The organism is Agreia sp. Leaf335, from assembly GCF_001423605.1.
GTDB lineage: Bacteria > Actinomycetota > Actinomycetes > Actinomycetales > Microbacteriaceae > Agreia.
Window position 1 is genome coordinate 500173 of sequence record NZ_LMOQ01000001.1, and the last position, 20254, is coordinate 520426.

16 protein-coding genes are annotated in these 20254 nt (G+C 67.3%); 14 read left to right on the forward strand and 2 right to left on the reverse strand.

Annotated features, from left to right (window positions below):
- Positions 1–98: 98 nt before the first annotated feature.
- From ASF79_RS02470 to araA, 5 genes are all read left to right on the forward strand, one after another.
- Positions 99–770 carry a hypothetical protein gene (locus ASF79_RS02470; protein WP_055851554.1) on the forward strand — a complete coding sequence of 224 codons (672 nt, stop codon included), beginning with the start codon at positions 99–101 and terminating at the stop codon, positions 768–770.
- A complete protein-coding gene (locus ASF79_RS02475) occupies positions 767–1786 on the forward strand; it encodes a LacI family DNA-binding transcriptional regulator (protein ID WP_055851557.1) in 1020 nt (339 codons plus the stop codon). The genes ASF79_RS02470 and ASF79_RS02475 overlap by 4 nt, the downstream gene beginning before the upstream one ends.
- 175 nt (positions 1787–1961) lie before the next feature.
- Positions 1962–3638, forward strand: a complete 1677-nt coding sequence (gene araB, locus ASF79_RS02480; RefSeq protein ID WP_055851561.1) for a ribulokinase — start codon at positions 1962–1964, stop codon at positions 3636–3638.
- The gene (locus ASF79_RS02485) at positions 3635–4357 is read left to right on the forward strand and encodes an L-ribulose-5-phosphate 4-epimerase (protein ID WP_055851564.1); all 723 of its coding nucleotides are present in this window, start codon (positions 3635–3637) and stop codon (positions 4355–4357) included. The genes araB and ASF79_RS02485 overlap by 4 nt, the downstream gene beginning before the upstream one ends.
- Positions 4354–5871 (forward strand): L-arabinose isomerase, encoded by a 1518-nt coding sequence (gene araA / locus ASF79_RS02490; protein ID WP_055775968.1) that lies wholly within the window; start codon positions 4354–4356, stop codon positions 5869–5871. The genes ASF79_RS02485 and araA overlap by 4 nt, the downstream gene beginning before the upstream one ends.
- Positions 5872–5945: 74 nt before the next feature.
- On the opposite strand, the gene ASF79_RS02495 is transcribed toward araA, so the two are convergent.
- Together ASF79_RS02495 and xylA are read right to left on the reverse strand one after the other, a co-directional pair.
- Positions 5946–7349, reverse strand: coding sequence for a xylulokinase (locus ASF79_RS02495; RefSeq protein WP_055851568.1), 1404 nt, complete (start codon positions 7347–7349; stop codon positions 5946–5948).
- Positions 7350–7455: 106 nt separating this feature from the next.
- Positions 7456–8649: a xylose isomerase gene (xylA, locus tag ASF79_RS02500; RefSeq protein WP_055851571.1), complete on the reverse strand. Its 1194-nt coding sequence runs from the start codon at positions 8647–8649 to the stop codon at positions 7456–7458.
- Between the two features lie 398 nt (positions 8650–9047).
- Here xylA and chvE point away from each other — a divergent pair, with 398 nt between their 5' ends.
- The 9 genes from chvE (at position 9048) to ASF79_RS02545 (ending at position 19886) form a co-directional block, all read left to right on the forward strand.
- Positions 9048–10175 (forward strand): multiple monosaccharide ABC transporter substrate-binding protein, encoded by a 1128-nt coding sequence (gene chvE, locus ASF79_RS02505; protein WP_055851574.1) that lies wholly within the window; start codon positions 9048–9050, stop codon positions 10173–10175.
- Positions 10176–10272: 97 nt separating this feature from the next.
- On the forward strand, positions 10273–11838 hold the full coding sequence (gene mmsA, locus ASF79_RS02510) for a multiple monosaccharide ABC transporter ATP-binding protein (protein WP_055775956.1): 1566 nt from the start codon (positions 10273–10275) through the stop codon (positions 11836–11838).
- A 5-nt stretch (positions 11839–11843) separates the two neighbouring features.
- Positions 11844–13055 (forward strand): multiple monosaccharide ABC transporter permease, encoded by a 1212-nt coding sequence (gene mmsB, locus ASF79_RS02515; RefSeq protein ID WP_055851578.1) that lies wholly within the window; start codon positions 11844–11846, stop codon positions 13053–13055.
- 44 nt (positions 13056–13099) lie between these two features.
- Positions 13100–14332, forward strand: a complete 1233-nt coding sequence (locus ASF79_RS02520) for an ROK family transcriptional regulator (protein ID WP_055775950.1) — start codon at positions 13100–13102, stop codon at positions 14330–14332.
- Between the two features lie 52 nt (positions 14333–14384).
- Positions 14385–15581: an ROK family transcriptional regulator gene (locus ASF79_RS02525; RefSeq protein ID WP_235500607.1), complete on the forward strand. Its 1197-nt coding sequence runs from the start codon at positions 14385–14387 to the stop codon at positions 15579–15581.
- Between the two features lie 25 nt (positions 15582–15606).
- On the forward strand, positions 15607–16740 hold the full coding sequence (locus tag ASF79_RS02530) for a glycerate kinase (protein ID WP_055853032.1): 1134 nt from the start codon (positions 15607–15609) through the stop codon (positions 16738–16740).
- A gap of 104 nt (positions 16741–16844) precedes the next feature.
- Entirely contained in the window at positions 16845–18086 is a 1242-nt protein-coding gene (locus ASF79_RS02535; protein WP_235480479.1) for a multidrug effflux MFS transporter, read from the forward strand.
- Positions 18087–18138: 52 nt separating this feature from the next.
- Complete coding sequence (locus tag ASF79_RS02540) at positions 18139–18843, forward strand: phosphatase PAP2 family protein (protein ID WP_055851580.1); 705 nt, start codon at positions 18139–18141, stop codon at positions 18841–18843.
- A 32-nt stretch (positions 18844–18875) separates the two neighbouring features.
- Complete coding sequence (locus ASF79_RS02545; RefSeq protein WP_055851582.1) at positions 18876–19886, forward strand: LacI family DNA-binding transcriptional regulator; 1011 nt, start codon at positions 18876–18878, stop codon at positions 19884–19886.
- Positions 19887–20254 lie beyond the last annotated feature (368 nt).

Below are 20254 nucleotides of genomic sequence, written 5' to 3' on the forward strand. Positions count from 1 at the left end.
CATCTCTGTCGCCACGCTTCGGCCCGACTGCGAGACGGGTCGACGTGCGCTCGCGGCCAGCCGGTATCCTGGCGACACAGCCTGAGACAGGAGTCCGCGTGAGCCAGCTGAGCCAGCCCCCCGCCTTCTCGTACCCGAATCAGCGTGTCGTCCGACCTCCGCTGTCGAACGACGAGCGCAAGCGGGCGTTCCGGGCCGGAGCGATCTCGAACACGGTCTTGACCGCCGGACTCGGCATCGTCTCGGCGGCCGGTTTCGTCATCCTGTTCGGCGTCATCTGGCAATTCGTTCTTGTCCTGGTCAGATCGTCCGGGTCGGCGGGACCGAAGTTCGACAACAGAGGGCCGGTCGAGTCGGTCCTCGAGTGGCTCGGCTACGATCCTGCCGACGCCTGGATCTTCTGGGTCGTGATCGTGGTCGTCCTGGTCGCGGGCGGCTTCGTCACCTGGGCCGGAATCTGGATCGGCAAAGCCATCTTCGCGGAATCCGGTGCGGCCAGGCCGTGGGGCGTCACCTGGAGCGCGACGGGCATCCTGCTCGGACTCGGGCTCATCTCTTCGTCGGTGATCTCGCCGGTCGCCGGTCCGCTCTTCTCGATCATGTTCGGCGCCCTCGCCGCGAGCGGAACGCCGACCGATGATGGCATGGCCAGTGCGGGCGTGGTCGTCGCCGTCTCGATCATCGGAGCGATCGTCTCGGTCGCCTTCTATGCCGTTGCCGGCTCTCTCGTGTGGTGGTGGATGGCGCACGCCCTGCGCAGGGCCGCGTGACCCAGCCGCAGGCATCCGGGCGGGCCCCCAGCATCCGCGATGTCGCCCGTCTTGCGGGGGTGTCGCACCAGACGGTGTCGCGTGTGCTGAACGCCCACCCGAGCATCCGGCCCGAGACCCGCGAGCGTGTGCTCGCCGTCATGGGCGAACTGAACTACCGCCCCAATCGGGCCGCACGGGCGCTCGTGACCTCGCGTTCGGCGACCCTCGGGGTGCTCTCGGCGTCGAGCGCCCAGTACGGGCCGGCCTCGAGCATCCGTGCCATCGAGCGAGCGGCCCGTGCCGAGGGCTATTTCGTGAACACGGTCAACGTCGACGGCTCCGACGTCGGCGAGATCGAGGCCGCGCTCACCCACCTGCTCGACCTCGGAATCGAGGGGCTCGTGGTGATCGCGCCGCAGGTGAGGGTCTTCGACGCCCTGGTGTCGCTCGGGCTCGACCTGCCCTTCGTCACGATGCAGTCCACGGGTCGACAGGGTGACCATGCGCTCTCGGTCGACCAGATCACGGGCGCGAGGCGCGCGACGAGGCATCTGATCGACCTCGGGCACACGCGCATCCAGCATCTGGCCGGTCCGTTGGACTGGATCGAGGCGGAGGCGCGCATCGTGGGATTCCATGCGGAACTCGAGGCCGCGGGGCTGCCCCGGGTCGAGCCGCTCGTCGGCGACTGGACCCCGGAATCCGGCTACGCCGCCGGGCAGACGATCGCCCGCGATGGCGGACCGACGGCCGTGTTCTCCTCCAACGACCAGATGGCCCTCGGCCTGCTGCACGCGCTGCGCGACGCCGGGCTGGATGTTCCGGGTGACGTCAGCGTCGTCGGTTTCGACGACATTCCCGAGGCCGCGCACTTCTGGCCACCGCTCACGACGGTGCGGCAGGACTTCGACGAGTTCGGGCGGCGCTGCATCGGCCTGTTGCTCGCCGCGATCCGCAGTGCCCCCGCAGAGGAGCGCGCCCTCGTGCCCGATCTGATCGTGCGGTCGTCGACCGCTCCGCCCCGCTCGCGCTGAGCATCCGCGCCTCTTCGGTGCATCCGCCCCTGGTCGACCAGGCGCGGATGCACCGGGTCGGCGCGGACGCCGCGCTTGACATTCCGCCGCGACGCTCGGGTAACATGAACACGGCAATGTGAACGGTCACATTCGCCGGATCCACCGCGTGAGAACGAACGAAGGAGTTCCCCCGATGAGTACTGCCGACACGAACGACGACGAACGCTACGTCGTCGGCATCGACTACGGAACCCTCTCCGGTCGTGCCGTCGTCGTGCGCGTCAGCGACGGCGCCGAACTGGGCAGCGGTGTTCTCGAATACCCGCACGCGGTCATGGATCGCACGCTCGCGGCATCCGGTGCCGCCCTGCCGCCCGAGTGGGCCCTGCAGGTGCCGAGCGACTATGTCGACGTGCTGAAGCGCACGGTTCCCGCGGCCCTTGCCGAGGCGGGCATCGACCCGTCGAAGGTCATCGGAGTGGGCACCGACTTCACGGCCTGCACGATGGTTCCGACGATCGCAGACGGCACGCCGCTCAACGAGCTGCCCGAATACGCCGACCGTCCGCACGCGTACGTGAAGCTCTGGAAGCACCACGCGGCGCAGCCTCAGGCCGACCGCATCAACCGGGTGGCCGAGGAGCGCGGTGAGTCCTGGCTTCCCCGCTACGGCGGACTCATCTCGAGCGAGTGGGAGTTCGCCAAGGGCCTGCAGCTGCTCGAAGAAGACCCCGAGCTGTACAACCGCATGGACCACTGGGTCGAGGCCGCCGACTGGATCGTCTGGCAGCTCACCGGTGAGTACGTGCGCAACGCCTGCACCGCCGGCTACAAGGGAATCTGGCAGGACGGCGAGTACCCGTCGTCCGACTTCCTCGCCGCGCTGAATCCCGACTTCGCCGACTTCGCCACCGGCAAGGTCGAGCACCGCATCGGCCAGCTCGGGGATGCCGCGGGTCGGCTCTCCGCCGAAGCCGCAGCATGGACGGGCCTGCCGGAGGGCATCGCCGTGGCCGTCGGCAACGTCGACGCCCACGTGACCGCTCCCGCCGCGCGCGCCGTTAAGCCGGGACAGATGGTCGCCATCATGGGTACGTCGACCTGCCACGTCATGAACTCCGACATCCTCAAAGAGGTACCCGGAATGTGCGGTGTCGTCGACGGCGGCATCGTCTCGGGCCTCTACGGCTACGAGGCCGGCCAGTCCGGCGTCGGTGACATCTTCGCCTGGTACGTCGAGAACCAGGTTCCCGCCCACTATCGTGAGGCGGCCGATGCACGCGGCATCAGCATCCACCAGTATCTGACCGAGCTGAGCGAGCACCAGCCGGTCGGTGGCCACGGGCTGCTCGCCCTCGACTGGAACAACGGCAACCGTTCCGTTCTCGTCGACACCGAGCTCTCCGGGCTGCTCGTCGGGCAGACGCTCGCGACCCGCGCAGAAGAGATCTACCGCGCCCTGCTCGAGTCGACCGCCTTCGGAACGCGCAAGATCATCGAGACGTTCAACGAGTCGGGTGTCGAGGTGACCGAGTTCATCGCGGCCGGCGGCCTGATCAAGAACGCGTTCCTCATGCAGACGTACAGCGACATCCTGCGCATGCCGATCTCTGTGCTCGCGAGCACGCAGGGCCCCGCGCTCGGTTCCGCGATCCACGCGGCGGTCGCGGCCGGCGCGTACCCCGACGTGCTCGCCGCCAGCGACGCCATGGGCCGCCTCGATGTGGCCGTCTACGTGCCGAACGAGGCTAACGCCGATGCCTACGACGCGCTCTACGCCGACTACTCCGAGCTGCACGACTACTTCGGTCGCGGCGCCAACGATGTGATGAAGCGGCTCAAGACCGCACGAAAGAAGGCCCTCGCGTGAGCGACTCAGTGATCGACTTCTCGCCCGAGATCCAGGATGCGATCGCCCGCGTTCGCGGCGACGTCGCGCGGCTGCACGGCGAGCTGGTGCGCTACGGACTCGTGATCTGGACCGGCGGAAACATCTCCGGCCGCGTTCCGGGTGCCGACCTGTTCGTGATCAAGCCATCCGGCGTCGACTACGACGAGCTCACGCCCGAGAACATGATCCTCTGCGATCTCGACGGCACCGTCATCCCGGGCACACCCGGTTCTGACCGCTCGCCCTCCAGCGACACGGCCGCGCACGCCTACGTGTATCGGCACATGCCCGAGGTCGGGGGAGTGGTGCACACGCACTCCACCTACGCGGTCGCCTGGGCCGCCCGCGCCGAGCCGATCCCGTGCGTCATCACGGCCATGGCCGACGAATTCGGCGGAGAGATTCCGATCGGCCCGTTCGCGATCATCGGCGACGACTCGATCGGTCGCGGCATCGTCGAGACGCTCAAGGGCCACCGCTCGCGCGCCGTGCTCATGAAGAGCCACGGACCGTTCACGATCGGCAAAGACGCCCGCGACGCCGTCAAGGCCGCCGTCATGGTCGAAGACGTCGCCCGCACCGTGCACATCTCCCGCCAGCTCGGCGCACCGGTCGAGATTCCCGAGCCCGCGATCGACTCGCTCTTCGACCGCTACCAGAACGTCTACGGACAGAACCCCGAAGGATCCCTCGCATGAGCACACTCCGCACCTCTCTCGACGACTACGAGATCTGGTTCCTCACCGGCAGCCAGGGACTCTACGGAGAAGAGACCCTCCGCCAGGTAGCCGAGCAGTCGAAGACGATCGCCGACACCCTCGAGGCGTCCACGGGCATCCCGGTGCGCATCGTGTGGAAGCCGGTTCTGACCGATTCCGACGCGATCCGTCGCATGGCCCTCGAGGTGAACGCGAACGACAAGGTCATCGGCGTCACCGCCTGGATGCACACCTTCTCGCCCGCCAAGATGTGGATCACGGGTCTCGACCTGCTGCGGAAGCCCCTGCTGCACCTGCACACGCAGGCCAACGTCGAGCTGCCCTGGGGCGAGATCGACTTCGACTTCATGAACCTCAACCAGGCTGCCCACGGCGACCGCGAGTTCGGCTACATCCAGGCCCGCCTGGGCGTCGCACGCAAGACGGTCGTCGGCCACGTCACCGACCCGAGCGTGCAGAAGCAGATCTCCGACTGGAGCCGCGCGGCTGCAGGATGGGCGGCGACGCACGAGATGAAGCTCGCCCGCTTCGGTGACAACATGCGCTACGTCGCGGTCACCGAGGGCGACAAGACCGAGGCCGAGCTGCGGTTCGGCGTTCAGGTCAACACCTGGGGCGTCAACGAGCTGGTCGAGGCCGTGGATGCGCAGAGCGACGCCGATGTCGACGCTCTCGTGGCGGAGTACGAAGAGCTTTACGACGTCGTGCCCGAACTGCGCAAGGGTGGCGAGCGTCACGAGTCGCTGCGCGACGGCGCTCGCATCGAGCTGGGCCTGCGCTCCTTCCTCGAGGCCGGCGGATTCTCGGCATTCACGACGAGCTTCGAAGACCTCGGCGGACTCAAGCAGCTCCCGGGCCTCGCGGTTCAGCGCCTCATGGCCGAGGGCTACGGCTTCGGCGCCGAGGGCGACTGGAAGACGGCCGTTCTCGTGCGCGCCGCCAACGTGATGGGCGCGGGCCTGCCCGGCGGCGCCAGCCTCATGGAGGACTACACCTACGACATGACTCCCGGCGCGGAGCTCATCCTGGGCGCCCACATGCTCGAGGTCAGCCCGGCGCTCACGACCACGAAGCCCACGCTCGAGATCCACGCGCTCGGCATCGGTGGAAAAGACGACCCGGTGCGCCTGGTCTTCACCGCCGACTCCGGCCCCGCCGTCGTCGTCGCACTCTCCGACATGCGCGACCGCTTCCGCCTCGTCGCCAACGTGGTCGAGGTCGTGCAGCCCACCGCTCCGCTGCCGAAGCTTCCCGTCGGCCGCGCCGTGTGGAAGCCCGAGCCCAACTTCCAGACCTCGGCCGCAGCCTGGCTGACGGCCGGTGCGGCGCACCACACGGTCATGTCGACCGCGCTGGGGCTCGAGGTGTTCCAGGACTTCGCCGAGATCGCGAAGACCGAGCTTCTCGTCATCGACGAGAACACCGAGCTGCGCGAGTTCGCGAAAGAGGTGCGCTGGAACGCGGCGTACTACCGCCTGGCGCAGGCGATCTAGCGCCCGCTGACACACGAAGCGACGGATGCTGCCGGTCACCCGGCAGCATCCGTCGCGGTGGTTAACGGGCCGGCTCAGACCGCGTGAGCCGCGTACTGCTCCCGGATGATCGGGCGGTAGTCAGGAGCCGGGGTCGCGACCGTGGCGACCCTCCACGACGGACGCGTGCCCGATAGAGCCCAGGCGGCCTGGGTCGCGGCGCCGTCGGCCACGTACTCGCCGGGCGTCGGGATGCTCACGGGCAGCTCGAAGACCTGGGCGGCGATCGCCTGCACGGCCGGGTTCAGGGCGGCTCCGCCGATGATGAGCAGTCTCTCCGCCTGCACGCCGAGAGCGGTGACCGCCGCGACGCCGTCGGCCAGACCGCAGAGCAGACCCTCTATCGCGGCGCGTGCGAGTCCTTCGCGCGTGGTCGACGCGAGCGTCATGCCGAAGAGTGTGGCGGTGGCGTCGGGCAGGTTGGGGGTGCGTTCGCCCTCGAAGTACGGCTGCAGCACGAGCCCTTTCGAGCCGGGCTCCGCGGCGAGCGCGAGGGTGCCGAGTTCGTCGTGGGTGACGCCGAGAAGTCGCGCTGTCGCATCCAGGATGCGCGCGGCATTGAGGGTGGCGACCAGCGGCAGCGACAGGCCGCTCGCGTCGGCGAAGCCGGCGACGGTGCCCGTGGTGTCGTTGATCGGGGTCTCGGTCACGGCGAAGACCGTGCCGCTCGTGCCGATCGAGACGACCACGTCGCCGGCGCGTGCGCCGAGTCCGAGTGCGGCGCCCGCGTTGTCGCCGGCGCCCGCGCCGAGAACGACGCCCGACGGAGTCGTTCCGGGCGACTCGGCGGGGCCGAGGACGCGGGGGAGGATGCAATCGTGGCCCAGGGCTGCCACGAGGAGTTCGCGGTCGTATTCGCCGGAGACCGAGTCGAAGTAGCCGGTTCCGCTGGCATCGGAGCGGTCGGTGGTGAGCTCGGAGAGCACCGGGCCGAGCGGGCTGGTGTCGTCGCCGGTGGGGCCGAAGCCGCGAAGGCGCCAGGTCAGCCAGTCGTGGGGGAGGGCCACGGCGGCGACGCGCTCGGCGTTCTGCGGCTCGGCATCGCGCAGCCAGCGGAGCTTGGTGATGGTGAACGAGGCCACGGGAACGCTCCCCGTGCGTCGCGCCAGGTCCGCCGCTCCGAACTCCGCGATCAGTGCGGAGGCGGCGGGCGCCGAGCGGGTGTCGTTCCAGAGCAGGGCGTCGCGGATGACCCGGCCGTCGGCATCCAGAGCGACCATGCCGTGCTGCTGGCCGCCCACGGCCAGCGCCGCCACGTCGTCGAGGCCTCCGGCCGCGGTGAGCGCCTGGCGCAGGGCCTGCCACCAGGCTGCCGGGTCGACCTCGGTGCCCTCCGGATGCGGCGCGCGGCCCATTCTCTTGAGCGCACCGGTCTCGGCGTCACGGATGACGACCTTGCAGCTCTGGGTGGACGAGTCGACGCCGGCGACGAGGGGCATGATGGCTGATTCCTTGTTGTTTTCTTATTCAGGAGGAGACGCTCACCGAGGACATAGTGTCGACGGTGAGCGTCTCCTCCTGAATTACGAACGGATGAACGGGCTGTTAGCCGCGAGCTCCCAGCAGGTGCTCGAGCGCGAGCTGCTGCAGACGCACGAAGCCGAAGCCCTTGCCGTTGAAGTACGCGTCGGCGTCGAACTCCTCATAGGCACTGCGGTCGGCGAGCAGGTCGTCGTAGCTCTCGCCGTCGCCGAGCGTGTTCTGCGACAACTCGAGAACGCGCGACGCGGCAAGCTGCTCCTGCACCTCGGGGTCGGCGCGGAACGCGGCCGCGCGCTCCTTGAGCAGCAGGTAGGTGCGCATGTTCGCGGCGGCGGAATCCCAGACACCGGTGATGTCTTCGGTGCGTGAGGGCTTGTAGTCGAAGTGACGCGGGCCGTCATAGGCAGGTCCGCCGTTCGGGCCGCCGTTCTCGAGCAGGTCGACGAGAGCGAACGCGTTCTGCAGGTCGCCGTGACCGAACACGAGGTCCTGGTCGTACTTGATGCCCCGCTGGCCGTTGAGATCGATGTGGTAGAGCTTGCCCTGGTAGAGGGCCTGGGCGATGCCGGCGGCGAAGTTCAGCCCGGCCATCTGCTCGTGACCGACCTCGGGGTTCACTCCCACGAGTTCGGGGCGTTCGAGCGTGTTGATGAACGCGAGAGCGTGGCCGAGCGTCGGCAGCAGGATGTCGCCGCGCGGTTCGTTCGGCTTGGGCTCGATCGCGAAGCGGATGTCGTAGCCCTTGTCGGTGACGTAGTCGCCGAGCATGTTGACTGCCTCGCGGTAGCGCTCGAGGGCCTGGCGGATGTCTTTCGCCGAGTCGTACTCGGCGCCCTCGCGGCCGCCCCACATGACGAACGTCTTCGCGCCGAGCTCGGCGGCGAGGTCGATGTTGCGCAGCACCTTGCGCAGGGCGAAGCGGCGAACAGCGCGGTCGTTCGAGGTGAAGCCGCCGTCTTTGAACACGGGGGCGGAGAACAGGTTGGTGGTGACCATCGGAACGATCACGCCGGTGTCGGCCAGCGCCTGCTTGAGGCGGTCGATCTGCGTCTGGCGCTCGGCGTCGGTGGAACCGAAGGCGAACAGGTCGTCGTCGTGGAACGTCAGGCCGTAGGCGCCGAGCTCGTTGAGCTTGTGCACGGCCTCGACCACGTCGAGGGGGGCCCGGGTGGGGCCGCCGAACGGATCGGCTCCGTTGTAGCCGATGGTCCAGAGGCCGAAGGAGAACTTGTCATCGCGTGTGGGCTCGAGAGCCATGGTGGATACCCGTCTTTCAACGTCGTTGGTGAATTGTTGCTGTCGAAAACATATCAGTTTCGATCCCCGTGGGCCAGATGCGCGGCGGTCGTTTTCTCCGAGATCGAATTGTTATCTCCGCAAACTAATACGCCGCGGCGCTGATTTTCGGGAGTGTGAACGGTCACATGGAGACGCGCCGACGTCGCTTCGAGATCAACATCGAGGTTTTGCGTAGACGCACGCCGAGATCGTGGGATATGTTCGCTCCGTCAACAAAGGTCGTGAAAACGACCGGGGCTATCACAGCGATGCCCCGTTACGAGGGAGTAACTGTCGACAGGCAGTCTTCCTCCGCGTCTGACGCCGGCCCCCATCGATCGGGCCGGACCCTGGCAGCATTCAGAGAGGAAAGCACCATGACCACGAAACCCACGAGACGGCTCCTGGCCGTTCTCGCCACTTCAGCGGTGGCTCTGTCACTCGCCGCATGTGCGAGCAGCCCCGCGACGTCCGACGGCGCATCCGGTGATGCGATCAAGGATTGCAACGTCGGCATCTCGATGCCCACGCGTTCGCTCGAGCGCTGGATCAACGACGGCGAGCAGCTGCAGAAGGCCCTCGAGGGCGCCGGTTGCACCGTCGACCTCCAGTACGCCGACAACAAGACCGACCAGCAGATCAGCCAGATCCAGAACCAGGTCGCCGGCGGCTCGAAGATCCTCGTGATCGCGGCCATCGACGGCAAGGTCCTCGCTCCCGTGCTCGACGAGGCGAAGAAGCAGGACGCCACCGTCATCGCGTACGACCGCCTGATCAACGGCACCGACAACGTCGACTACTACGCCACCTTCGACAACTACAAGGTCGGCACCCTGCAGGGCCAGTACATCGAAGAGCAGCTCGGCCTCAAGGACGGCAAGGGCCCGTTCAACCTCGAGCCCTTCGCCGGCAGCCCCGACGACAACAACGCCAAGTTCTTCTTCTCCGGTGCGTGGGATGTCCTGCAGCCGTACGTGGAGAAGGGCCAGCTGGTCGTCCCCAGCGGCAAGGCGCCGAAGAGCGATGACGACTGGGCCTCGATCGGTATCCAGGGCTGGGCGAGCGACAAGGCCCAGGCCGAGATGGACAACCGTCTGTCGTCGTTCTACACCGGTGACCAGAAGGTCAACGTCGTCCTCTCCCCGAACGACAGCCTGGCCATCGGCATCGAGGCTTCGCTGAAGTCGGCAGGCTACACGCCCGGCGACGCGTACCCGATCATCACCGGACAGGACGCCGACAAGGCCAACGTCAAGGCGATCCTCGACGGCGAGCAGTCGATGACCGTGTGGAAGGACACGCGCGCCCTCGGCGACCGCGTCTTCCAGATGATCAAGTCGATCGCAGCAGGCGAAGAGGTCGAGGTCAACGACACCGAGACGTACGACAACGGCAACAAGGTCGTTCCCTCGTACCTGCTCGACCCCGAGGTCGTCGTCAAGGACGACGTGCAGACGAAGCTGATCGACTCCGGCTTCCTCAAGGCGTCCGACGTCGGACTCTAAAGTTCCACCCGGTCGGCCCCGCCACGATGGCGGGGCCGACCTTCTCCGTCGGCGTGGAGCCGACGATCTCAGACAGATGTGAAAAGGAGGGAGCCCGATGAGCATCCAGGACAGCGTGAGCGACAGCGTGCAGCAGCACGACGTGATTCTGCGCATGAACGACATCGTCAAGGACTTCAGTGGAGTGAAGGCGCTCGACGGTGTCTCGATCACCGTGCGGCGAGGCGAGGTCCACGCGATCTGCGGCGAGAACGGCGCGGGCAAGTCGACCCTGATGAAGGTGCTCTCCGGGGTGTATCCCGCGGGCAGCTTCGGCGGGTCGATCGAATTCGAGGGCCACGAGGTGGCCTTCAGAAGCATCAACGACAGTGAGCACGAGGGCATCGTGATCATCCACCAGGAGCTCGCGCTGAGCCCCTACCTGTCGATTGCCGAGAACATCTTTCTCGGCAACGAACTCTCGAGCCGGGGAGTCATCGACTGGAACAAGACCAACCGCGAGGCAGCCCTCCTCTTGGCCCGCGTGGGCCTCGACGAGAACCCCGCCACCAAGATCCTCGAACTCGGCGTCGGCAAGCAGCAGCTCGTGGAGATCGCGAAGGCGCTGTCGAAGCGGGTGAAGCTGCTCATCCTCGATGAGCCCACCGCGGCCCTCAACGACGAGGACTCGGCTCACCTGCTCAGCCTGATCGATCACCTGCGCATGCAGGGCATCACCTGCATCATCATCAGCCACAAGCTGAAGGAGATCAAGAGGATCGCAGACACCGTCACGGTGATCCGAGACGGCCGGACGATCGAGACCATCCCGATGGACGGGCCCGACGCGACCGAGGCGCGCATCATCCGCGCCATGGTCGGCCGCGATCTCAACAGCCTGTTCCCGCCCCGCGACTCCAACATCGGAGACGAGGTGCTGCGCGTCGAAGACTGGACCGTGTACCACCCGGTCGACACCTCGCGGGTGGTGGTCGACGGCGCATCGTTCACCGTGCGGGCCGGCGAGATCGTGGGATTCGCGGGTCTTATGGGCGCCGGTCGCACCGAGCTGGCCATGAGCATCTTCGGCCGCTCCTACGGAACCAACATCTCGGGGCGCATCTTCAAGAACGGCGTCGAGATCCAGAATCGCACCGTTGACGAGGCGATCCACAACGGATTCGCCTACGCCACGGAAGACCGCAAGAAGTACGGCCTCAACCTGATCGGCGACATCCAGGTGAATGTGTCGGCCGCGGCCCTCGCCAAACTCGCGAAGGCCGGCGTCGTCGACTCCCACCGTGAGTACAAGGTGGCCGACTCCTACCGCGAGAAGATGAACATCAAGGCGCCCAGCGTCGCCTCCATCACCGGCAAGCTGTCGGGCGGGAATCAGCAGAAGGTCGTGCTGTCGAAGTGGATCTTCGCGGGCCCCGACGTGCTGATTCTCGACGAACCCACGCGAGGCATCGACGTGGGAGCGAAGTACGAGATCTACGGCATCATCAACGAGCTCGCCGCGCAGGGCAAAGCCGTTGTCGTGATCTCGAGCGAACTGCCCGAGCTGCTCGGACTCGCCGACCGTATCTATGCGATCTCGGAGGGAAAACTCACTGGTGAGGTCTCCCGCGAGAACGCGTCCCAGGAAACCCTCATGCACTACATGACCGCGGGAAAGGACTGACCCCGATGAGCACGACAACCCCCACCCTCACACCCCCGGTGCCCGGAAAACGGCGCATACCCAAGCTCTCCATCAACTTCAGGCAGTACGGCATCCTGGCGGCCCTCGCGGTCATCGTCATCCTCTTCCAGATCATGACGAACGGCCGCCTCCTGTTGCCCGGCAACGTGAACAACCTGATCCAGCAGAACGCCTACGTTCTGATCCTCGCCATTGGCATGGTGATCGTGATCATCGCCGGCCACATCGACCTGTCGGTCGGCTCGGTCGTGGCCATGGTCGGAGCGGTCTCCGCCATCAGCATGAACTCCTGGGGCTTCCCGTGGTGGGCCGCCGTGATCCTGGCTCTGGTCGTGGGAGGTGTGGTCGGCGCCTGGCAGGGATTCTGGGTCGCCTACGTCGGCATACCCGCGTTCATCGTGACGCTCGCGGGCATGCTCATCTTCCGTGGCCTCACACTCGTGCTGCTCACCGGCGGAACGATCAGCGGTCTCCCCGCCGAGTTCACTGCGATCGGCGCGGGATGGCTTCCCGCATGGCTCGGCGAGGTCGCCGGCCGCGACGTGCTCACCCTCGTTCTCGGCGTCCTGACCGTGGTCGTGCTGCTGGCTCAGGGTCTGCGCTCGCGGGCCACGCTGCGCAAGCTCGACCTGCCTCGCGAGCCCATGGTGTCGTTCTGGATCAAGAACGGCATCGCGGCGGTCGCCATCCTCGCGTTCACCTGGCTGCTCTCCGACTACAGCGGAACCCCGATCATCCTGATCATCCTCGCCGTCCTGATCCTGCTCTACACCTTCCTGCTCAACCGCTCGGTGTTCGGCCGTCACGTCTACGCCATGGGCGGCAACCTGTTCGCCGCCGTCATGAGCGGTGTCAAGACGAAGCGGGTCAACTTCCTGATCTTCGTGAACATGGGCATTCTCGCCGGCCTCGCCGGCGTCGTCTCGACCGCCCGTGCCGGCGGTGCCGTCGCATCGGCAGGTCAGAACTACGAGCTGGATGCGATCGCGGCCGTCTTCATCGGAGGCGCGGCCGTTCAGGGTGGCGTGGGTACCGTGGTGGGTGCCGTCATCGGTGGTCTCGTGATGGGCGTTCTCAACATGGGACTGTCTATCCTGTCGGTCGATGCCGCGTGGCAGATGGCCATCAAGGGCTTCGTTCTGCTGTTGGCCGTCGCATTCGATATCTTCAACAAGCGGCGCGCAGGCGGACGCTGATCCGGAGCCCGCATATCGAGACCACGAGGGGAGAGTGAGGTCGGATGAGTACGGCATCACTCGCCCTCGGCAGCAGGGGCGGCTCGAGCAACGACCAGCTCAGGCGCTACAACCTGTCGATGGTCATGACGCTCATCCATCACTCGGGCGGCTGCTCGAGGGCGGAGATCACGCGGCGCATGGGGTTGAACCGCTCCACGGTCGGGGCGCTCGTCGCCGAGCTGGTCGAGCTCGGGCTCGCCTTCGAGGGCGAGCCCGAGTCGGTCTCCGGCCGGGTCGGTCGCCCCAGCGTGCAGGTCTTTCCGAATCCGGCCATCGTGGCGCTCGCCGTCTACCCCGACGTCGACGCCATCACCGTCTGCATCGTCGGGCTCGGCGGCGAGGTGATCCGCCGCATCCGATACGACACCGTTCGGGTGCCGACGGTGCACGAGACGGTCAACGTCGTCAAGGCGATCGTCGACGGGATGCGCGGCGAGATCGAGTCGAGCTTCAGGGTCGCCGGCGTGGGCGTCGCCGTTCCCGGGCTGGTGAACTCGAAAGACGGGCGGGTGCTCATCGCCCCGCACCTCGGATGGCGCGACGCCTCTCTCGCCGCGGCGCTCGCAAAGGCGCTGGACTACCCGGTGTTCGCCGGCAACGACGCGAGCCTCGGCGCCATCGCCGAGAGTCTGTTCGGCATCGCCCGCGGCATGGACGATCTCGTCTACCTCAACGGCAGCGCGAGCGGCATCGGAGGGGGACTCATCATCGGCGGCTCTCCGCTGCGTGGCACGAGCGGCTACGCGGGCGAGCTCGGCCACACCCTGGTGAACAACATGGGTTCGCGCTGCCACTGCGGCCGCACCGGATGCCTCGAGACCGAGGTGAGCCTCAGCCGGCTCCTCGCCGTGCTCAAGCTTCCCCGGGCCGATCAGGATGAGCTCGAGATCGCGCTCGGTGTCTCCCGCGACCCGAAGGTCATGCGCGAGGTGCAACGGCAGATCGACATGCTCTCCGAGGCCATCTCCAACTTCGTGAACATGTTCGATCCCGAGATCGTGATCCTCGGCGGGTTCCTCGCGTCGCTCCTCAGCGTCGGGCGCGAAAGACTGGCGGATGCCGTTCGGCTGCGTTCCATGAGCAGCATGGGTCACAGCGTGGTCATCGAGAAGGCCAGCCTGCGCTCGCGCATCATCATGGTCGGCGCGGCGGAACTCGCCTTCGCGGGTCTGCTCGACGACCCCGCCGGCTTCGCCCGCGGCGACGCCGGGCGGGTCGGTCAGCCGCGCGGGTGAGTCAGAATAGACGAGACAGCAGCGCCCTGCCGCGGTCGGCGAGGGGGAGCACGTGAGCGTCGAGCAGCCCGCCCCGCTCAGCCGGATCGGCAACAGCAATGACCAGGCGCGGCGGCACAATCTCTCGACCGTCCTGACCCTGCTGCACCACAGCGGGTCGCGCACCCGTGCGGAGCTCACCCGCGCAACGGGCCTGAACCGCTCCACGATCGCCGCGCTGGTGGGCGAGCTGGGCGACCTGGGGCTGGTCTACGAGACGCAGCAGACCGACCCGGGCACGGTCGGCAGGCCCAGCCCCTTCGTCCACCTCACCGACCGCCTCCTCGCGGTGGCGGTCAACCCCGACCTCGACGCCGTTACCATCGGCCTCGTGCAGCTGGGCGGCCGGGTGCTCGCCCGCGTTCGCCACGAGACCACGCGGGCGCCGGGTATCGACGAGACGGTGGCGATCGTGCGACGAGAGGTCTCGAGCCTCGTCGCTGGCCTTGCCGACGACCAGGTCGTCGTGGGCGTGGGCATCGCGGTGCCCGGTCTGGTGCGCAGCTCAGACGGTGTCGTCACCCTCGCGCCGCACCTGCTCTGGAACGACCAGCCCCTCGCGGAGCCGGTCGCCGAGGCCCTGGGCATCCCGGCCTTCGCGGCGAACGACGCCCAGCTCGGATTGGTCGCTGAGAGTTTGTTCGGGGCGGGCCGCGGCGTGGAGGACATCGTCTACCTCAACGGATCGACGTCGGGCATCGGCGGCAGCGTGCTGGTGGCGGGCAACGCTTTGCGAGGCGCGCAGGGCTATGCCGGCGAGCTCGGCCACACGCTCGTGAACAGCGACGGGGTCACCTGTTTCTGCGGAAAGAGCGGATGCCTCGAGACCGAGGTCAGCCTCGCCCGGCTCCTCGATGTGCTCGGCACCGCGCCGGTCGACGGCGACGAGTTCGACCGGATGCTCGTGGCCGCCGCCGACGACACCGTGCGTCACGAGATCGACCGCCAGCTCGACGTGCTCAGCACGGCGTTGGGCAACTTCGTGTCGATCTTCAACCCGTCGTCGATCATCCTCGGCGGCTTCCTGGGATCGCTGTACGCGGCGAACCCCGAGCGCCTGCAGGCAGGGATTCGCCGAGCGTCGTTCGGCTCTCTCGGCGACGGGGTCACGCTCGAGCGTGCCCAGTTGCGCACGCGCCTTCTGATGGTCGGAGCGGCCGAGCTCGCGTTCGCTCCGGTGCTCGCCGACCCCGCCGGGGCACTCGGATAACAGCTCACCGACTAACGTGGCGATCATGACCGCGCCGTCGACGATCGTGTTCGCACCGGACTCCTTCAAGGGCTCGCTGACGGCGCGACAAGCGGCAGCCGCGATGGCTCGAGGGTGGGCTTCCGTTCGCCCGCTCGACACGCTGGTGCTCAAGCCGATGGCCGACGGCGGCGAGGGTACGCTCGACGCCGTCGAGGCCGCGGTGCCGGGGGCGACGCGAATACCCGTGCGGGTGGCGGGGCCCAGAGACCTCGCCGTCGACGCGAGTTGGCTTCTGCTGGCCGATGGCACGGGGGTGATCGAGCTGGCGAGCACCAGCGGGCTGACGCTGCTGGGCGCGCTCCGCCCCGACGACGCCCATTCCCGCGGGTTCGGTCAGGCGATCGTCGCCGCGCTCGAGTACGGGGTGCGAAGGCTCGTGCTCGCCATCGGCGGCAGCTCGTCGACCGATGGCGGAGCCGGGGTTCTCGATGCGCTCGGCGCCCGGTTTCTGGATGCCGCGGGTCGGCCCGTGCGCGCGGGCAACCGCGGGCTGCACGACCTCGTTTCTGCGGACCTCCGGTCGATGAGGCCTCTGCCGCCCGACGGGGTCGAGGTGCTGTGCGACGTGACGAACCCCCTGCTCGGCGCGACCGGCGCGGCCGCGATATACGGACCGCAGAAGGGGGCCTCGACCGAGAGGTCGACGCGTACGCTCGAGCGCGGTCTGGCGACGTTCGCTCGAGTTCTGGATCGAGACGCGGTCGGTTCCGGGCGTGCGGGTGTCGACCCGTCGCATCCGGGTGCGGGAGCCGCAGGGGGAGTGGGATTCGGTCTTCTCGCGTGGGGCGCGGCGCTCGTTGCGGGTTCGACCGGAATAGCCGAGATGAGCGGGCTCGCCGCCGCGCTCGCGTCATGCCACGCCGTCGTCACGGGCGAGGGCAGCTTCGATTCTCAGTCGGCATCCGGCAAGGTCGTATCGGCCGTGCTGGCCGCGGCCGCCCCGAGTGCGACGGAGGTCAGCCTGATCGCCGGCGTCATCTCGGCGTCGACCGAGCAGTTCGTCGATGCAGTGTCGCTCGCCGCGCTCGCGGGCTCCGCCGAGAGCGCGCAGGCGGAGGCGGAGCGGTGGGCCGAGGTCGCGAGTGCCGCCCTGGCCGAGCGCTTCCAAGGCCGCTGAGGGGCCATCCCAGAACGAGATGCAGAGAATCCGAATCGGAAGTCGAATCGATTCGGTAAGGTAGTTGCCATTCGTCCACTGCACCGACGTGCGCAAGGAAACCTGTGACCACCGACTCCATCACCGTCGTCCACCCGGGCGACGCACTGTCGCGCCGCCAGCGCCTCGTCTACGTTCTGCTGCTCGGCGGGCTCACGGCGCTGGGCCCCCTGACGATCGACCTCTACCTGCCGGCGTTCCCCATTCTCGAGCAAGACCTCGGGGTCTCGGCGGGTGCGATTCAGCTGACGCTCACCGGCACCACGATCGGATTCGCCCTCGGTCAACTCGTCGTCGGCCCGTGGAGCGACAAGGTCGGGCGACGGATTCCCCTGATCGTCGCGACCCTGCTGCACATCGCGGCCTGCGTCGGAGCCGCGGTTGCTCCGGAGATCGTGACGCTCGGCATCTTCCGTGTTCTGCAGGGCGCGGGCGCCGCGGCCGGCGGAGTCGTCGCGATGGCGATGGTGCGCGACCTGTTCGGAGGTCGCCCGCTGGTGCGCATGCTGTCGCGGCTGGCTCTCATCACCACCCTCGCGCCGCTGCTCGCTCCGCTCATCGGGTCGCAGATGCTGCGCTTCACCGACTGGCGGGGAATCTTCTGGGCCCTCGCCATCTACGGGGTGCTCGTCGTGGTCGCGGTCTGGCTGTGGATCGTCGAGACGCTGCCCAAGGAGCGCCCGCACGACGCCGGCCACTCGACCCTGCGCCAGCGCTATCGATCGGTGCTCACCGACCGCATCTTCATCGGCGTCGCGTTGATCGGCGGCATGACGTTCGCGGGTCTCTTCACCTACCTCTCGGCCTCGTCGTTCCTCTTCCAGCTCGTCTACGAGCTCGATCCCCAGCAGTACGGTCTGCTGTTCGCGGTCAACTCGATCGGCATCGCTGCGGGCACGCAGATCTCGGCGCGGCTCACGAAGTACGTGGCTCCGCAGTGGATTCTGGCGGGCACGACCACGATGATGCTGCTCTGCGCCATCGCCATCGTGGTCCTCGATTCGGCCGGCGCGGGCCTGATCGGAATCCTCATCCCGCTCTGGTTCTTCATCGCGTCGTGCGGCTTCGGCTTCCCGTGCGTGCAGGTTCTCGCACTCGACCGACACGGTCACGAAGCGGGCACGGCGGCGTCGCTCCTCGGCGCCGTGAACTTCGGTCTCGCCGGGCTCATCTCTCCGATCGTCGGCTTTCTCGGCATCACCAGCGCCGTACCCATGGGAGCCGTGATGGCGGTCACGGCGGCCGTGGCCGTGGTGTCGCTCTGGGTGATCGTGCGTCCGTCGACCGTGCCCGCGCTGGGGCGCTGACGCCGATCGCAAGCCCTGCGCGCGTTTTCGACGCAACCGGTACGGTCGGGGAATGACGAACGACCCTCCCGGCGAGAGCGCGCAGCCGAGCACCGACCAGAAGACCCGCAAGGTGCAGAGGTTCTGGCCACTTGTCAGTGCCTTCGCCGTTCTAGTCGTGGCGGTGCTGATCGGTGCGCTCGTGATGCTGCGCGGCGCCGGCAACCCCCTCGGCTTCGACACCGAGTGGATGGACGAGATCCTCGAGCACCGTTCGCCCGTGTGGGAGATCCCGTCGCTGGCGATGAACTACCTCGGGGGCGGCGTCATCGGCGTGTTCATTGTTCCGATGGCCATCATCGCGGCGCTCTGTCTGTTTCGCAGGTTCTGGGCCGCGCTGTATTTCACGGCGGCCACGGTGCTGTCCGCCGGTCTCGTCCAACTGCTGAAGAGCCTCTTCGGCAGGGCCAGGCCCGAGGAGATCCTGGTGCACGCCGACTTCGGTTCATTTCCATCCGGCCATGTCGCCAACGCGACGACCATGGCGGTGGTTCTCGCGATCATCCTGCGCCGCAGCTGGATCTGGGTCGCCGGCATCGTCTACGTGATCCTCATGCTCCTGAGCCGCACCTATCTCGGCGCGCACTGGCTGAGCGACACCTTCGGCGGTCTGCTGCTCGGCGTCGGTGTGGCCGTGATCGTGTGGGCCCCTATGGCGAACAGATTGTTCCGAGAGAACGAGCGGCGACACCGCTTCGTGCTCGCTCGTGCCCGATAGTGGGAGTTTCTGCAACGTTGTAGTCTCAAGCCGTGGCCATAACCCTGCATGACGTAGCCCGACTGGCGGGCGTGTCGATCAAGACCGTCTCGAACGTCATCAACGACTACCCGCACATCCGGCCGGCCACGAGAACGAAGGTCGAGGCGGCGATCGACGAGCTCGGCTATCAGCCCAATCTCTCGGCGCGCAGCCTTCGCTCCGGCAGATCCGGAGTGATCAGCCTGCTCATCCCCGACCTGCGCAACGCCTACTTCGCCGAGCTCGCCGATGCGGTCATGAGGGCCGCGCGGGCCAAAGGCTTGTCCGTGATCATCGAGCAGATGCCGGGGGGCAAGAAGGAAGAGCTCGAGATCCTGCGCGGGCCGCGCATGCAGCTCGTCGACGGAATCCTGTACAGCGTGCTCGCGCTCGGCGAAGAAGACGCGCATCACCTCGACGGCACGATGCCGATGGTGCTGCTCGGCGACCGTATCTTCAATGGTCCGAAAGACCATGTGACGATGCAGAACATCGAGGGCTCCCGGGCGGCGACCGACCACCTGCTGTCTCTGGGGCGCCGACGCATCACCGCGCTCGGGGCGCATCCCGGCGAGGTGGTCGGCTCGGCCGGCCTCAGGCTCGACGGCTACAGGCAGGCCCTCGCAGAACACGGGGTGGAGTACGACCCCTCGTTGGTGATTCCGGTCATCAGCTGGCACCGGCAAGACGGGGCCGAGGCCATGCGGGCCTTTCTCGCCGAGGGCGTCGCCTTCGATGGCCTCGTGGGCTTCAACGACTCCATGGCGCTGGGTGCGATGCGCGTGATGCAGGAGGCTGGCCTGCAGATTCCCGGCGACGTCGCCGTGATCGGCTTCGACGATATCGATGAGACCCGATACTCGATCCCTTCGCTCTCGACGATCGATCCGTCGAAGGATCAGATTGCCGAGACCGCTGTCGCTCTGCTGCTCGAGCGCATCGAGAATCCCGATTCGGATGCTCCGGCCCGGGATCTCGCGACCGAGTTCCGCGTCGTGCAACGCGAGTCGAGCGCCGACTGACAGGCCGCTGAGTGCTACGTGCGCGTCGCCGGGAAGCCCGATAGACGCGTTCTGTGTCGATTGAGCCGCGCAAAGAATCTCGCTCTTGACACCCATCCGAGTGCAGTGCAGAATCACTTTTACAACGTTTACTTTACAACGTTGTAAATGACAGAAATTCGATGTGGTGGCACCCGCCATGATCGATTGCTCGAATCAAGGAGGATTCGTTGATGGTCACATGCCGCACCCTGTGGGCAGGCTCTCTCGCCGAACACTCCCACCCCTCTCCTGCCTCAGCGCGTGCTTCGCTGCGCTAGGGAGACGACGCACCCCACCGAACTCGCGACAGCATCGTCGCGGTTCTTCTTTCGAAGGGAACCATTCAC